Annotated in this window: 24 protein-coding genes; all 24 read right to left on the minus strand. The window is 61.9% G+C overall.

Annotation, left to right across the window (positions count from 1 at the left end; all coding sequences use genetic code 11):
• Positions 1-39: 39 nt before the first annotated feature.
• The gene (locus AC0L15_RS19265; protein WP_128169097.1) at positions 40-660 is read right to left on the minus strand and encodes an adenylate kinase; all 621 of its coding nucleotides are present in this window, start codon (positions 658-660) and stop codon (positions 40-42) included.
• Entirely contained in the window at positions 657-1,997 is a 1,341-nt protein-coding gene (secY, locus tag AC0L15_RS19270) for a preprotein translocase subunit SecY (RefSeq protein WP_287067821.1), read from the minus strand. The genes AC0L15_RS19265 and secY overlap by 4 nt, the downstream gene beginning before the upstream one ends.
• 191 nt (positions 1,998-2,188) lie before the next feature.
• Positions 2,189-2,662 (minus strand): 50S ribosomal protein L15, encoded by a 474-nt coding sequence (gene rplO, locus AC0L15_RS19275; RefSeq protein WP_287248037.1) that lies wholly within the window; start codon positions 2,660-2,662, stop codon positions 2,189-2,191.
• A 22-nt stretch (positions 2,663-2,684) separates the two neighbouring features.
• Positions 2,685-2,882, minus strand: a complete 198-nt coding sequence (rpmD, locus tag AC0L15_RS19280; protein WP_006205449.1) for a 50S ribosomal protein L30 — start codon at positions 2,880-2,882, stop codon at positions 2,685-2,687.
• A gap of 25 nt (positions 2,883-2,907) precedes the next feature.
• A complete protein-coding gene (gene rpsE, locus AC0L15_RS19285; RefSeq protein WP_006333394.1) occupies positions 2,908-3,471 on the minus strand; it encodes a 30S ribosomal protein S5 in 564 nt (187 codons plus the stop codon).
• 156 nt (positions 3,472-3,627) lie between these two features.
• A complete protein-coding gene (gene rplR, locus AC0L15_RS19290) occupies positions 3,628-3,987 on the minus strand; it encodes a 50S ribosomal protein L18 (RefSeq protein WP_023799284.1) in 360 nt (119 codons plus the stop codon).
• A 151-nt stretch (positions 3,988-4,138) separates the two neighbouring features.
• Positions 4,139-4,672 (minus strand): 50S ribosomal protein L6, encoded by a 534-nt coding sequence (gene rplF, locus AC0L15_RS19295; protein ID WP_287248038.1) that lies wholly within the window; start codon positions 4,670-4,672, stop codon positions 4,139-4,141.
• A 111-nt stretch (positions 4,673-4,783) separates the two neighbouring features.
• A complete protein-coding gene (rpsH, locus tag AC0L15_RS19300) occupies positions 4,784-5,182 on the minus strand; it encodes a 30S ribosomal protein S8 (RefSeq protein WP_006205453.1) in 399 nt (132 codons plus the stop codon).
• 12 nt (positions 5,183-5,194) lie between these two features.
• Positions 5,195-5,500, minus strand: a complete 306-nt coding sequence (gene rpsN, locus AC0L15_RS19305) for a 30S ribosomal protein S14 (RefSeq protein ID WP_023799286.1) — start codon at positions 5,498-5,500, stop codon at positions 5,195-5,197.
• Positions 5,501-5,527: 27 nt separating this feature from the next.
• Positions 5,528-6,106, minus strand: coding sequence for a 50S ribosomal protein L5 (gene rplE / locus AC0L15_RS19310; protein ID WP_287248039.1), 579 nt, complete (start codon positions 6,104-6,106; stop codon positions 5,528-5,530).
• Entirely contained in the window at positions 6,099-6,413 is a 315-nt protein-coding gene (rplX, locus tag AC0L15_RS19315; RefSeq protein WP_013531428.1) for a 50S ribosomal protein L24, read from the minus strand. Before rplX ends, rplE begins: the two co-directional genes overlap by 8 nt.
• 12 nt (positions 6,414-6,425) lie before the next feature.
• The gene (rplN, locus tag AC0L15_RS19320; protein WP_006205457.1) at positions 6,426-6,794 is read right to left on the minus strand and encodes a 50S ribosomal protein L14; all 369 of its coding nucleotides are present in this window, start codon (positions 6,792-6,794) and stop codon (positions 6,426-6,428) included.
• 71 nt (positions 6,795-6,865) lie between these two features.
• The gene (gene rpsQ, locus AC0L15_RS19325; RefSeq protein ID WP_023799288.1) at positions 6,866-7,105 is read right to left on the minus strand and encodes a 30S ribosomal protein S17; all 240 of its coding nucleotides are present in this window, start codon (positions 7,103-7,105) and stop codon (positions 6,866-6,868) included.
• A gap of 11 nt (positions 7,106-7,116) precedes the next feature.
• Positions 7,117-7,317 carry a 50S ribosomal protein L29 gene (gene rpmC, locus AC0L15_RS19330; protein WP_023799289.1) on the minus strand — a complete coding sequence of 67 codons (201 nt, stop codon included), beginning with the start codon at positions 7,315-7,317 and terminating at the stop codon, positions 7,117-7,119.
• A 13-nt stretch (positions 7,318-7,330) separates the two neighbouring features.
• Positions 7,331-7,744, minus strand: a complete 414-nt coding sequence (rplP, locus tag AC0L15_RS19335; protein WP_023799290.1) for a 50S ribosomal protein L16 — start codon at positions 7,742-7,744, stop codon at positions 7,331-7,333.
• A gap of 27 nt (positions 7,745-7,771) precedes the next feature.
• Complete coding sequence (gene rpsC / locus AC0L15_RS19340) at positions 7,772-8,497, minus strand: 30S ribosomal protein S3 (RefSeq protein WP_091591196.1); 726 nt, start codon at positions 8,495-8,497, stop codon at positions 7,772-7,774.
• On the minus strand, positions 8,497-8,886 hold the full coding sequence (gene rplV, locus AC0L15_RS19345; RefSeq protein WP_023799292.1) for a 50S ribosomal protein L22: 390 nt from the start codon (positions 8,884-8,886) through the stop codon (positions 8,497-8,499). The genes rpsC and rplV overlap by 1 nt, the downstream gene beginning before the upstream one ends.
• A 2-nt stretch (positions 8,887-8,888) precedes the next feature.
• Positions 8,889-9,167: a 30S ribosomal protein S19 gene (gene rpsS, locus AC0L15_RS19350; protein ID WP_006205463.1), complete on the minus strand. Its 279-nt coding sequence runs from the start codon at positions 9,165-9,167 to the stop codon at positions 8,889-8,891.
• Positions 9,168-9,183: 16 nt separating this feature from the next.
• A complete protein-coding gene (gene rplB, locus AC0L15_RS19355; RefSeq protein ID WP_128177330.1) occupies positions 9,184-10,017 on the minus strand; it encodes a 50S ribosomal protein L2 in 834 nt (277 codons plus the stop codon).
• Between the two features lie 23 nt (positions 10,018-10,040).
• Entirely contained in the window at positions 10,041-10,334 is a 294-nt protein-coding gene (locus tag AC0L15_RS19360) for a 50S ribosomal protein L23 (protein WP_010909275.1), read from the minus strand.
• On the minus strand, positions 10,331-10,951 hold the full coding sequence (rplD, locus tag AC0L15_RS19365; protein ID WP_123151506.1) for a 50S ribosomal protein L4: 621 nt from the start codon (positions 10,949-10,951) through the stop codon (positions 10,331-10,333). Before rplD ends, AC0L15_RS19360 begins: the two co-directional genes overlap by 4 nt.
• Entirely contained in the window at positions 10,951-11,697 is a 747-nt protein-coding gene (gene rplC, locus AC0L15_RS19370; RefSeq protein WP_287248043.1) for a 50S ribosomal protein L3, read from the minus strand. The genes rplD and rplC overlap by 1 nt, the downstream gene beginning before the upstream one ends.
• A 141-nt stretch (positions 11,698-11,838) precedes the next feature.
• The gene (gene rpsJ / locus AC0L15_RS19375; RefSeq protein WP_006205468.1) at positions 11,839-12,147 is read right to left on the minus strand and encodes a 30S ribosomal protein S10; all 309 of its coding nucleotides are present in this window, start codon (positions 12,145-12,147) and stop codon (positions 11,839-11,841) included.
• Between the two features lie 63 nt (positions 12,148-12,210).
• A partial coding sequence (locus AC0L15_RS19380) for an EF-Tu C-terminal domain-related protein (RefSeq protein ID WP_454589835.1) occupies positions 12,211-12,286 on the minus strand: 76 nt, incomplete at its 5' end.

The following is a 12,286-nucleotide window of genomic DNA, read 5'->3' on the forward strand; positions in this document are numbered from 1 at the left end:
GCCATACCCCAGCGAACCGCTCCAGTCAAGCGCAATCGTTTATTTTCCGTTCGCAGACCGTTGGGCCGCCGCTGGGGTCGCAGCCGTGAGCACCGCTTCGATCTGCCGCGTCACCGCATCGATATCGGCCATGCCGTCGACACCTCTGAGCTTGCCCTTGGCATAGTAGTAGCCGATCAGCGGCGACGTTTTTTTGTAGTACTCCTTCAGGCGCTCTTCGAACACCGCCGGATTGTCGTCCTTGCGCACCGGCAGACCCGCTGCCTTGGCCTCTTCGGCGCGCTTGCCGATTCGACCAACCAGCGCCTTGTCGTCGACGACAAGCTCGATGACGGCGTCGAGAGTGAGGCCGCGAGCCGAGAGCATCGATTCAACCGCGTCCGCCTGCACCAGGGTTCGCGGATATCCGTCAAGGATGAATCCCCCGGCACAATCGGCCTGATCGATGCGCTCAGCGACGATGGCGTTGACGATGGCGTCGGAAACCAGTTCGCCAGCGTCCATCACCGCCTTGGCCCGTTTGCCGACTTCAGTGCCGGCCTGGACAGCAGCGCGCAGCATATCGCCCGTCGAGAGTTGGGGAATGCCGTATTTTTCTACCAGTCTTTGTGCTTGTGTCCCCTTGCCCGCCCCTGGCGGCCCAAGCAATATCAACCTCATCTGGCCTTCTTCCCCCCGCGCAGCTTCGACTTCTTGATCAGGCCCTCATACTGGTGCGCGATCAGGTGACCCTGAATCTGCGCCACCGTGTCGAGCGTTACACTGACCACGATCAGAAGCGATGTGCCACCGAGGTAGAATGGTACGCCAGTCGCTGAAATCAGGAACTCGGGCAGCAGACACACCAGCACCAGATAAATGGCGCCGACGACAGTTATGCGGGTAAGGACATAGTCGATGTAATCGGCGGTGCGCTCGCCCGGACGGTAGCCCGGAATGAAACCCGAATGCTTCTTGAGCTGGTCGGCGGTGTCCTTCGGGTTGAAGACGATCGCCGTATAGAAGAAGGCGAAAAACACGATCATCGCCGCATAGAACGCCATGTAGAGCGGCTGCCCATGGCCGAGTGCCGCCAGGACGGTGCTGGCCCAGGCTGGCATGTTGGTCGTCTGCGAGAAGCCGGCGACCGTCGCCGGCAGCAACAGCAGCGAAGAGGCGAAGATCGGCGGAATGACGCCGGCGGTGTTGAGCTTGAGCGGCAGGTGCGAGGTGTCGCCCTGGAACATGCGGTTGCCGACCTGGCGCTTTGGATACTGGATCAGCAAGCGCCGCTGGGCGCGCTCGAAGAACACGATCAGCGCGATGACGACGACGGCAAGAACGATGATCGCCAGGATCAGGCCGGTCGACAGCGCGCCGGTGCGGCCAAGTTCCAGCGTACCGGAGATGGCTTGCGGCAGGCCGGCGACGATGCCGGCAAAGATGATCAGCGAAATGCCGTTGCCGATGCCGCGGGCGGTGATCTGCTCACCGAGCCACATCAGGAACATGGTGCCGCCGACCAGCGTGATGACGGTCGAGATGCGGAAGAACATGCCGGGATCGCTGACGATGCCGTTGCCGCCTTCCAGCCCGACCGCAATGCCGTAGGCCTGGACCAGCGCCAAAAGCACGGTGCCGTAGCGGGTATACTGGTTGATGACCTTGCGGCCCTGCTCGCCTTCCTTCTTCAGCGCCTCCAGTGACGGGATGACGGAGGTCATCAGCTGCATGATGATGGAAGCGGAAATATAGGGCATGATGCCGAGGGCAAAGATCGCCATGCGCTCGACGGCGCCACCGGCGAACATGTTGAACATGCCAAGCACGCCCTTGCTCTGCGACGAGAAGGCCTGGGCGAAAGCGTCGGGATTGATGCCGGGCAGCGGGATATAGGTGCCGAGGCGGTAGACGAGCAGCGCGCCAACGGTGAACCAGATGCGCTTCTTCAGATCCTCCGCCTTGGCGAAGGCCGAGAAATTCAGATTCGAGGCTAGTTGTTCAGCAGCCGAAGCCATGCCTGATTCTCCGCTTGGTCACGCTCGATGGCCCGCAACTCAGGCGGCGCGTGTCACCGAAGCTCACGAGATAAGCTCCGGACTGCAAACATGCAAGCGGCCGCGTTGACGCGGCCGCCATATTGAGCAGATCAAAGCGCAATCAAAAGCGAAACGTGTCCCACTCTTGCCGATCGCGCTTCAAATCGCCGTTACTCGGCTGCTGCCTTTTCCGGCAGCTTCACCGACCCGCCGGCCTTTTCGATCTTCTCGATGGCAGCCTTGGAGGCGCCGGCCACGTCGAAGGCAAGCTTCAACTTGATCTCGCCGTCGGAGAGGATGCGCACGCCGTCCTTGACGCGGCGGATGACGCCGGCCGCGACCAGCGCTTCGGCGGTCACGGTCGTCTTGGCGTCGAGCTTCTTGGCATCGAGCGCGGCCTGAATGCGGGCCAGCGACACGACGGTAAAGCTCTTGGCGAAGATGTTGTTGAAGCCACGCTTCGGCAAGCGCCGGTAGAGCGGCATCTGGCCACCCTCGAAGCCGTTGACGGCGACGCCGGAGCGCGCCTTCTGGCCCTTGACGCCGCGACCGGCGGTCTTGCCCGAGCCGGAACCGATGCCGCGGCCGAGACGCTTCCTGGAATGCGTCGCGCCGTCCTTGTCACGCAGATCGTTGAGTTTCATCTGAGTTCTCCTGCGCTCTGGTTCAGCCCTCGTCCACGACGCGGACGAGATGCTGGACGGCAGCGATCATGCCGCGCACTGAGGGGGTGTCCTCCAGCGTGCGCTGCTTGTGCATCTTGTTGAGGCCGAGGCCGACCAGCGTCGCGCGCTGCTCCTTCGGCCGGCGGATCGGCGAACCGATCTGCTCGACGGTGATGGTCTTGGTTGCTTTCTTGGCCATGGTCAATATCCCTGGTCAGCGTCGACTATTCTTCGGCCGCAACGGCGGTGCCGCGGCGGGCCTGAAGGGTCGAATACTTGATGCCACGCGCGGCAGCCACATCCTTGGGATGCATCTGGCTCTTCAGCGCGTCGAAGGTGGCGCGAACCATGTTGTAGGGGTTCGACGAACCCATCGACTTGGCGACCACGTCATGCATGCCGAGCGTCTCGAAGACGGCGCGCATCGGGCCGCCGGCGATGATGCCGGTACCCTGCTTGGCAGCGCGCAGCAGAACGCGTCCGGCACCCCAGCGTCCTTCGACGTCGTGATGCAGCGTACGGCCCGAGCGCAGCGGCACGAAGATCATGTCGCGCTTGGCCGATTCGGTCGCCTTGCGGATCGCCTCTGGCACTTCGCGCGCCTTGCCGTGACCGAAGCCGACGCGGCCCTTCTGGTCGCCGACGACGACAAGTGCTGCAAAGCCGAAGCGCCGGCCGCCCTTGACGACCTTGGCGACGCGGTTGATGTGGACGAGCTTGTCCACCATGCCGTCGTCGCGCTCTTCGCGATCACGGCCGCGGCCGCCATCCCTACGTTCCTGTGCCATATCCTGTTCCTTGTTTTTTTCCGGAAGCACGGTTGATGATGATATCCGGTTCCCTCTGTGGGTTGCCGGGGGCGAAACTCATTTTTCCCTTCGCATGATCTTATCCGAAAAGTCTGCAACTTTTTGCTGCGCAAACCTCCGGTTCGGGATCATGCTTTAGAAACTCAAGCCGCCTTCACGGGCAGCCTCGGCCAGCGCCTTGACGCGGCCGTGATAGATGTACGGTCCGCGGTCGAAGACGACTTCCTTGACGCCGGCCTTCGAGGCGCGCTCGGCAATCAGCTTGCCGATTGCCACAGCGGCGGCAGTGTCGGCACCGGTCTTGAGCGACCCCTTCAGGTCCTTCTCCAGCGTCGAGGCGGCAGCGATGGTGTGGCCCTTGGCGTCGTCGATGACCTGGACGTAGATGTTCTTCGACGTGCGGTGGACCGACAGACGCGGACGCTCGCCGGCGACCTTCTTGATCTGGCGGCGGACGCGCTGAGCGCGGCGTTGGGTGGAGTCTTTCGAGCCCATGATATCAGTTCCTTGCCTTCAAAAAACGGGGGCAACCCTGTGCGGCAGGACAAGCCTCCCGCGACCGCTCCCCGCGGCGTTGATTTGCAGTGAATGGTGAATGGAAAAAATGGTGCTGCCATTTACCATTCACCGTTCACCATTGACGAAATTACTTCTTCTTGCCTTCCTTGCGGACGATCTTCTCGCCAGCGTAACGAACGCCCTTGCCCTTGTACGGCTCAGGACCGCGATATTCGCGGATCTCGGCAGCAACCTGACCGACCTTCTGCTTGTCGATGCCGGTCACGGTGATTTCCGTCGGCTTCGGCACGGTGATCGTGATGTCCTGCGGCGTTTCGTAGACGACGTCGTGGCTGAAGCCGAGCGCCAGCTGCAGGTTCTTGCCCTGCATGGCGGCGCGATAGCCGACGCCGGTGATCTCGAGCTTCTTTTCGAAACCGTCCTTGACGCCCTGCAGGATGTTGACGATCTGCGTGCGCGACATGCCCCATTTGGAACGGGCGGTCTTGGTCTGGTCGCGTGGCTGGACAGCGATCTCGCTGCCTTCCATCTTGACCAGCACTTCGTCGTTGACCACGAACTTCAGCTCACCCTTGGGGCCCTTCGCCGTGACGGTCTGGCCGTCGACGATCGCGGTCACGCCCTGCGGCAGCGAAACGGGTTTCTTTCCAATACGAGACATTTTGTTGTCCTCGTCACTTCTCTTGTTTCAGGTCTCTGTTTCGAGCGTGATCTTGTCCGAATCCGGGTTCCACTTTTCACAGCGTGGTTCGGTTCGGGATCGCGCTCCAGATCAGAAGATCTGGCAGAGGATTTCCCCGCCGACATTCTGTTCACGCGCTTCGTGGTCGGCCATCACGCCCTTCGGCGTCGAAAGGATGGCGATGCCGAGGCCGTTGGCGACGTGCGGGATCGACTTCGCCGAAACGTAAACGCGACGGCCCGGCTTCGAGACGCGGGCGATTTCGCGCACCACCGGCGCACCGTCGAAATACTTCAGCTCGATCTCGATTTCGGACTTGCCATTGTCGAAGTCGGTCTGGCTGTAGTCGCGGATATAGCCTTCCGCCTTCAGCACGTCGAGGACGCGGGTGCGCAGGCGCGAGGCCGGCGTCGAAACGCTCGACTTCTTGCGGCCATAGGCGTTGCGGATGCGGGTCAGCATATCGCCGAGAGGATCGCTCAATGACATGTTATGTCCTCCTTACCAGCTCGACTTGACCAGGCCCGGGATCTGGCCGTTGTTGCCGAGATCACGAAGCGCGATGCGCGATACTTTGAGCTTGCGATAGTAGGCACGCGGACGTCCGGTGACTTCGCAGCGGTTGCGGATGCGGATCTTGGCCGAGTTGCGCGGCAGTGCCGCAAGCTTCAGCTGAGCGCGGAAGCGTTCTTCCATCGGCTTGGACTGATCCATGATGATCGCCTTGAGGACCTTACGCTTGGCAGCGTACTGGTCCACAAGCTTGCGGCGCCTGTTGTTCTTCTCGACTGAGCTGGTCTTTGCCATTTCAGATTTTTCCTTTTCTCGCTGCCGTTACTGGCGGAAGGGGAAGTTGAAGGCCTTGAGCAATGCCCTGGCTTCGTCGTCCGTCTTCGCAGTCGTACAAACGATGACGTCCATGCCCCAGATCTGATCAACCTTGTCGTAGTTGATCTCCGGGAACACGATGTGTTCCTTGATGCCCATGGCATAGTTGCCACGGCCATCGAAGCTCTTCGGATTGAGTCCGCGGAAATCGCGGACGCGCGGCAGCGCGATGTTCACGAGGCGGTCGAGGAACTCGTACATGCGTTCCTTGCGCAGCGTGACCTTGGCGCCGATCGGCATCTTTTCGCGGACCTTGAAGCCAGCGATCGAGTTGCGCGCATGGGTGACGACGGCCTTCTGGCCGGCGATCAGCGCAAGATCTTCCGCCGCGATCGAAGGCTTCTTCGAATCGCCGGTCGCTTCGCCGACGCCCATGTTCAGCACGATCTTGTCGATGCGCGGAACCTGCATCTCGTTCTCGTAGCCGAACTGCTCCTGCAGCGCCTTGCGGATGATCTCGTTGTAGACCTGCTTGAGGCGCGGCGTGTTCTGGGCAGTCGCCTGCTTGGTTTGAGCCTTAGCCATTGATGACTTCTCCCGAGCGCTTGGCGACGCGCACCTTCTTGCCGTCCTTCTGGAAGATGAAGCCGACACGGGTCGGCTTGCCATCCTTGGGGTCGGCCAGCGCGATGTTCGACAGCTGGATCGGCGCTTCCTTGGTGATGATCCCGCCCTCTTGGGACTGGGACTGCTTCTGGTGACGACGGATCATGTTGACGCCGCGCACCAGCGCGGTGTCTTCCTTCGGCTGTACCGAGAGGACTTCGCCCGAACGGCCCTTGTCCTTGCCGGCCAGCACGACGACCTTGTCGCCTTTTCTAATCTTCTGCATTGGTCCGGCTCCTTACAGCACTTCAGGCGCGAGCGAGATGATCTTCATGTGGTTCTTGGCGCGGAGTTCGCGCGGAACCGGTCCGAAGATACGCGTGCCGATCGGCTCTTTCTTGTTGTCGACGAGAACGGCCGCGTTCTTGTCGAAACGGATCACGCTGCCGTCCGGGCGGCGGATGTCCTTGGCCGTGCGAACCACGACCGCCTTCATCACATCGCCCTTCTTGACGCGGCCGCGCGGGATGGCTTCCTTGATCGACACCACGATGATGTCGCCCACGGAAGCGTATTTCCGCTTCGAACCGCCCAGCACCTTGATGCACATGACACGACGGGCGCCGGAATTATCCGCGACGTCGAGGTTTGTTTGCATCTGAATCATGACTGGCCGCCTTCTTCTCTTCTAACGGGACGGGCGCAAAGCCCCTCCCCGGTCTGTCCAAAATTCGTTGTTTACGCCTGGTCCGAAGACACGACGGTCCAGCGTTTGTCCTTTGAAATCGGCTTCGATTCCTGGATGAACACCTGATCGCCGACCTTGTGGGCGTTGTTCTCGTCGTGCGCCTTGTACTTCTTGGTCATGCGCACGGTCTTCTTCATCACGGGATGCGTGAAGCGCCGTTCGACCTTGACGACAACCGTCTTCTCGTTTTTGTCGCTGACGACGGTGCCCTGCAGAATGCGCTTTGGCATGGTTTTCGTCCTTAAGCCTTCTTAGCCGCGGACTTTTCCGCAGCGATGGTCTTGATACGCGCAATGTCCTTGCGGACCTGCCTCACGCGCGCGGTCTTCTCGAGCTGGCCGGTGGCCTTCTGGAAGCGCAGGTTGAACTGCTCCTTCTTCAGGCTGGCCAATTCGTCGGTCAGCTGGTCCTGGGTCTTGGTCCGGATGTCTTCGGCTTTCATGATCAGCCCGTCCTTATTCTGCGATGCGCTGTACGAAGCGCGTCCTGACCGAGAGCTTGGCCGCGCCGAGACGCAGCGCCTCACGGGCGGTTTCCTCATTGACGCCGTCGATCTCGAACATGATCCGGCCAGGCTTGACGCGCGCCGCCCAGTAATCGACCGCGCCCTTGCCCTTGCCCATGCGGACTTCGGTCGGCTTCGACGTCACCGGCACGTCCGGAAAGATACGGATCCAGACACGGCCGGCGCGCTTCATCTCGCGGGTGATCGCGCGGCGGGCCGCCTCGATCTCACGCGCGGTGACGCGGTTCGGCTCAAGCGCCTTCAGCCCGAAACCGCCGAAATCCAGATTGGTGCCACCCTTGGCGGCACCATGGATACGACCCTTGAACTGCTTGCGGAACTTTGTGCGCTTTGGCTGCAGCATCGTTCTAACTCCAAATTCTCAACTGTCTCAGGCGTTTTCGCGACGGCGACCGCGTTCGCGCTCACCACCACCGCCATGCGCATGATCGCCCTCGGTGGCGCGGCGCTCCGAAGCCATCGGGTCGTGCTCGAGGATTTCGCCCTTGAACACCCAGACCTTGACGCCGCAGATGCCGTAGGCGGTGTGTGCTTCGGCCGTGCCGTAGTCGACATCGGCGCGCAGCGTATGCAGCGGCACGCGACCTTCGCGATACCATTCCATGCGCGCGATCTCGGCGCCGCCGAGACGGCCGGCGCAGTTGATGCGGATGCCTTCGGCACCAAGGCGCATCGCCGACTGCACGGCGCGCTTCATGGCGCGGCGGAACGCGATACGGCGCTCGAGCTGCTGGGCGATCGACTGGGCGACCAGCGTCGCGTCGATCTCCGGTTTGCGCACTTCGACGATGTTCAAATGCGTCTCGGACTTCGTCATTTCCATCAGCTTCCTGCGAAGCTTCTCGATGTCGGCGCCCTTCTTGCCGATGATCAGGCCCGGACGCGCCGCATGGATGGTGACGCGGCACTTCTTGTGCGGACGCTCGATCACGACCTTCGAAATCGCAGCCTGCTTGAGTTCCTTCTCAAGATAGTTGCGGATCTTGATGTCCTCGTGCAGCAGCTTGCCGTACTCGCCGGTGTTGGCGAACCAGCGCGAATCCCAGGTGCGGTTGATGCCGAGACGCAGACCGATCGGATTGATTTTCTGGCCCATTATGCGGCCTCCACTTTTTCTTCGACTTCACGAACGACGATCGTGAGGTGCGAGAACGGCTTCTCGATACGGCTGGCGCGGCCACGGCCACGGGCATGGAACCGCTTCATGACGATCGACTTGCCGACATAGGCTTCCGCCACGATCAGCGCATCGACGTCGAGGTCGTGGTTGTTTTCCGCGTTGGCGATCGCCGATTCCAGCGTCTTCTTGACCGTGCCGGAAATCCGCTTGGCCGAGAATTCGAGATCGGAGAGCGCTGTCGCGACCTTCTTGCCGCGGATCAGCGCAGCAACCAGGTTCAGCTTCTGCGGGCTGATACGGATCGTGCGCAACACGGCGCGCGCTTCGTTGTCAGCAAGCCTGCGCGGAGCTTTGGCCTTGCCCATGATTATTTCCTCTTCGCCTTCTTATCCGCGCCGTGACCGTAATAGGTCCGGGTCGGAGCGAATTCACCGAACTTGTGGCCGACCATGTCCTCGTTCACCGAAACGGGAACGTGCTTCTGGCCGTTGTAGACACCGAAGGTGAAGCCGACGAACTGCGGCAGGATGGTGGAGCGACGGCTCCACATCTTGATCACCTCATTGCGACCACCTTCACGAACCTTGTCCACCTTCTTGAGAAGGTAGCCGTCAATGAAGGGGCCTTTCCAAATCGAACGAGTCACTTGGCGTTACCTCTTCTTAGCTCTTGCGCTGATGGCGCGAGCGCAGGATGAACTTGTCGGTCGCCTTATTGGACCGCGTCTTCTTGCCCTTGGTCGGCTTGCCCCAAGGCGAAACCGGATGGCGGCCACCCGAGGTGCGGCCTTCGCCGCCGCCGTGCGGATGGTCGACCGGGTTCATGGTCACGCCGCGGTTGTGCGGACGTTTTCCCCGCCACACCGTGCGGCCTGCCTTGCCGTCATTGATGTTGCCGTGGTCCGGGTTGGACACGGCGCCGACAGTGGCCATGCACGAGCCGTGGACGACACGCTGCTCGCCGGAGTTCAGGCGCAGGATCGCCATGCCCTGGTCGCGGCCGACGAGCTGGGCATAACCGCCAGCCGAACGGGCAACCTGGGCGCCCTTGCCCGGCTTCAGCTCGATGTTGTGGACGATCGTGCCGACCGGCATCGAGGCCAGCGGCATTGCATTGCCCGGCTTCACGTCGACCGCTTCGCCGGCCACAATCTTGTCGCCGGCAGCAATGCGCTGCGGAGCGATGATGTAGGACAGCTCGCCATCGTCATACTTGATCAGCGCGATGAAGGCGCTGCGGTTCGGATCGTATTCGATACGCTCGACCGTGCCGACAATGTCGAACTTGCGGCGCTTGAAGTCGATGATGCGGTACGTACGCTTGTGACCGCCGCCGATGAAGCGGGCGGTGATGCGGCCGTAATTGTTGCGGCCGCCCGATTTGGTCAGGCCCTGGGTCAGGCCCTTGACGGGCTTGCCCTTGTAGAGGCCCGAGCGGTCGACGATGACCAGCTGGCGGGTGCTCGGCGTTATCGGGTTGAATTTTTTCAGTGCCATGTCTGTTGTCCTCGCGGTCTTGCTCAGAGACCCGTCGCGACGTCGATCGACTGGCCGTCGGCCAGCGTCACAATCGCCTTTTTGACGTCGCTCTGGCGGCCGATCGTGCCGCGGAAGCGCTTGATCTTGCCCTTGCGGACAAGCGTGTTCACGGCCATCACCTTGACGCCGAACAGCGCTTCGACGGCAGCCTTGATTTCCGGCTTCGACGCCTTCTTGGCGACGTTGAAGACGACCTGGTTCTGCTCGGAAGCCATGGTCGACTTTTCGGTGATCGCCGGCGAGACGATCACGTCGTAGTGACGAAGGTCGGTCATTTGAAGCGCTCCTCGAGAGCCTCGACGGCGGCCTTCGATAGGACCAGCGTGCCGCGGCGCAGAATGTCGTAGACGTTGATGCCCTGGATGGGCAGCACGTCGATGTTCGGGATGTTCGTCGCCGCCAGCTTGAAATTCTTGTCGAGCTCGGCGCCGCCGATCAGCAGGGCGTTGGACAGGCCCAGCGTCGCGAAATTCGCGATCAGCGCCTTGGTCTTGGCCTCAGTCAGCATCAGCTCATCAATGATGATGAGCGAGGCGCTCTTGGCCTTGGCCGAGAGCGCATGCTTGAGGCCCAGCGCGCGCACCTTCTTCGGCAAATCGTGCTCGTGGCTGCGCACGACCGGGCCGTGGGCCTTGCCGCCGCCGCGGAACTGCGGAGCGCGTGCCGAATGGTGACGGGCGCGGCCCGTACCCTTCTGCTTGTACATCTTGGCGCCGGTGCGGGCGATCTCGGCGCGACCCTTGGTCTTGTGCGTGCCCTGCTGCTTCTTGGCAAGCTGCCAGCGCACGACGCGCTGCAGGATGTCCTCGCGCGGATCAAGGCCGAAAATCTCCTCGGAGAGTTTCACCTTGCCGGCGTCCTTGCCGCCAAGCGTTGTGATCTTGATGTCCATTATTCCGCTCCCTCTGTGGCCGGGGCATCTGCTGTGGCCGGGGCATCGTTCTTGGCGCCATCATTGGTTGCAATGGCGCGGATTGCGGCGGGCTTCGGCGCATTGGCCGGCAGCGCAACCTTGGCCGCGTCACGGACCAGGATCCAGGCGCCCTTCGAACCGGGAACCGCGCCGCGGATCAGGATCAGACCGCGATCGGCATCGGTCGAGACGACCTCGACATTCTGCGTGGTGACGCGGGTGTCACCCATGTGGCCGGCCATATGCTTGCCCTTGAACACCTTGCCCGGGTCCTGGCGCTGGCCGGTCGAGCCGTGCGTACGGTGCGAGACCGAGTTGCCGTGAGTCGCGCGGCCGCCGCCCATGTGGTGCCGCTTGATGACGCCCTGGAAACCCTTGCCGATCGTGGTTCCCGTCACATCAACCTTCTGGCCGACGACGAAATGATCGACGGTGATCTCGGCGCCGACATCGATCATGTTGTCAGCGGAGACGCGGAACTCGGCAACCTTGGCCTTCGGCTCGACGGAAGCGGTCGCGAAATGGCCGCGCATCGCCTTCGACGTGTTCTTCACCTTGGCAAGGCCAACGCCGAGCTGGACGGCGGTATAGCCGTTCTTCTCCTGCGTGCGCTGCGCCACGACCTGACAGTTCTCCATCTGGAGAACGGTGACGGGAACATGTTCCCCGGCATCGTTGTAGATGCGGGTCATTCCCACCTTCTTTGCAATCACACCTGAACGCATCGGTTCATTCCTTTAGAGTTCCCTGTCGGGGCTTTCGCCCCTCCACGCCTCTTGTTCCTTCAGAGTTCCCTGTCGGGGCTGTCGCCCCTCCACGCCTCTTGTTCCTTCAGAGTTCCGGGTCGCCCCGCCGCTCTGGTTCCCTTAGAGCTTGATCTCGACGTCGACACCGGCGGCAAGATCGAGCTTCATCAAAGCGTCGACCGTCTGCGGGGTCGGATCGACGATGTCGAGCAGACGCTTGTGCGTGCGCATCTCGAACTGCTCGCGGCTCTTCTTGTCGACGTGAGGCGACCGGTTGACCGTGAACTTTTCGATCCGCGTCGGCAGCGGAATGGGGCCGCGGACGTTGGCGCCGGTGCGCTTGGCCGTCGACACGATTTCCCGCGTCGAGGCGTCAAGCACCCGGTGATCAAACGCCTTCAGGCGGATGCGGATATTCTGTCCGTTCATGCGTCACTTCCTTGTTCTGGCGCGGCGCGGGCAGCGCCCGCGACAGATCGGTTTAAGTCCAAATTACTCTTTGATGGTGACGACGATGCCGGCACCGACGGTGCGGCCGCCTTCACGGATGGCGAAGCGCAGCTTCTCT

It is taken from the genome of Mesorhizobium sp. WSM4846 (genome assembly GCF_055811415.1).

Bases quoted from the DNA above. Each gene is read 5' to 3' on its own strand.
- AC0L15_RS19265 (WP_128169097.1), bottom strand. From the start codon at position 660: ATGAGGTTGATATTGCTTGGGCCGCCAGGGGCGGGCAAGGGGACACAA.
- secY (WP_287067821.1), bottom strand. From the start codon at position 1,997: ATGGCTTCGGCTGCTGAACAACTAGCCTCGAATCTGAATTTCTCGGCC.
- rplO (WP_287248037.1), bottom strand. From the start codon at position 2,662: ATGAAACTCAACGATCTGCGTGACAAGGACGGCGCGACGCATTCCAGG.
- rpmD (WP_006205449.1), bottom strand. From the start codon at position 2,882: ATGGCCAAGAAAGCAACCAAGACCATCACCGTCGAGCAGATCGGTTCG.
- rpsE (WP_006333394.1), bottom strand. From the start codon at position 3,471: ATGGCACAGGAACGTAGGGATGGCGGCCGCGGCCGTGATCGCGAAGAG.
- rplR (WP_023799284.1), bottom strand. From the start codon at position 3,987: ATGGGCTCGAAAGACTCCACCCAACGCCGCGCTCAGCGCGTCCGCCGC.
- rplF (WP_287248038.1), bottom strand. From the start codon at position 4,672: ATGTCTCGTATTGGAAAGAAACCCGTTTCGCTGCCGCAGGGCGTGACC.
- rpsH (WP_006205453.1), bottom strand. From the start codon at position 5,182: ATGTCATTGAGCGATCCTCTCGGCGATATGCTGACCCGCATCCGCAAC.
- rpsN (WP_023799286.1), bottom strand. From the start codon at position 5,500: ATGGCAAAGACCAGCTCAGTCGAGAAGAACAACAGGCGCCGCAAGCTT.
- rplE (WP_287248039.1), bottom strand. From the start codon at position 6,106: ATGGCTAAGGCTCAAACCAAGCAGGCGACTGCCCAGAACACGCCGCGC.
- rplX (WP_013531428.1), bottom strand. From the start codon at position 6,413: ATGCAGAAGATTAGAAAAGGCGACAAGGTCGTCGTGCTGGCCGGCAAG.
- rplN (WP_006205457.1), bottom strand. From the start codon at position 6,794: ATGATTCAGATGCAAACAAACCTCGACGTCGCGGATAATTCCGGCGCC.
- rpsQ (WP_023799288.1), bottom strand. From the start codon at position 7,105: ATGCCAAAGCGCATTCTGCAGGGCACCGTCGTCAGCGACAAAAACGAG.
- rpmC (WP_023799289.1), bottom strand. From the start codon at position 7,317: ATGAAAGCCGAAGACATCCGGACCAAGACCCAGGACCAGCTGACCGAC.
- rplP (WP_023799290.1), bottom strand. From the start codon at position 7,744: ATGCTGCAGCCAAAGCGCACAAAGTTCCGCAAGCAGTTCAAGGGTCGT.
- rpsC (WP_091591196.1), bottom strand. From the start codon at position 8,497: ATGGGCCAGAAAATCAATCCGATCGGTCTGCGTCTCGGCATCAACCGC.
- rplV (WP_023799292.1), bottom strand. From the start codon at position 8,886: ATGGGCAAGGCCAAAGCTCCGCGCAGGCTTGCTGACAACGAAGCGCGC.
- rplB (WP_128177330.1), bottom strand. From the start codon at position 10,017: ATGGCACTGAAAAAATTCAACCCGATAACGCCGAGCACCCGCCAGCTG.
- AC0L15_RS19360 (WP_010909275.1), bottom strand. From the start codon at position 10,334: ATGACCGACCTTCGTCACTACGACGTGATCGTCTCGCCGGCGATCACC.
- rplD (WP_123151506.1), bottom strand. From the start codon at position 10,951: ATGGACATCAAGATCACAACGCTTGGCGGCAAGGACGCCGGCAAGGTG.
- rplC (WP_287248043.1), bottom strand. From the start codon at position 11,697: ATGCGTTCAGGTGTGATTGCAAAGAAGGTGGGAATGACCCGCATCTAC.
- rpsJ (WP_006205468.1), bottom strand. From the start codon at position 12,147: ATGAACGGACAGAATATCCGCATCCGCCTGAAGGCGTTTGATCACCGG.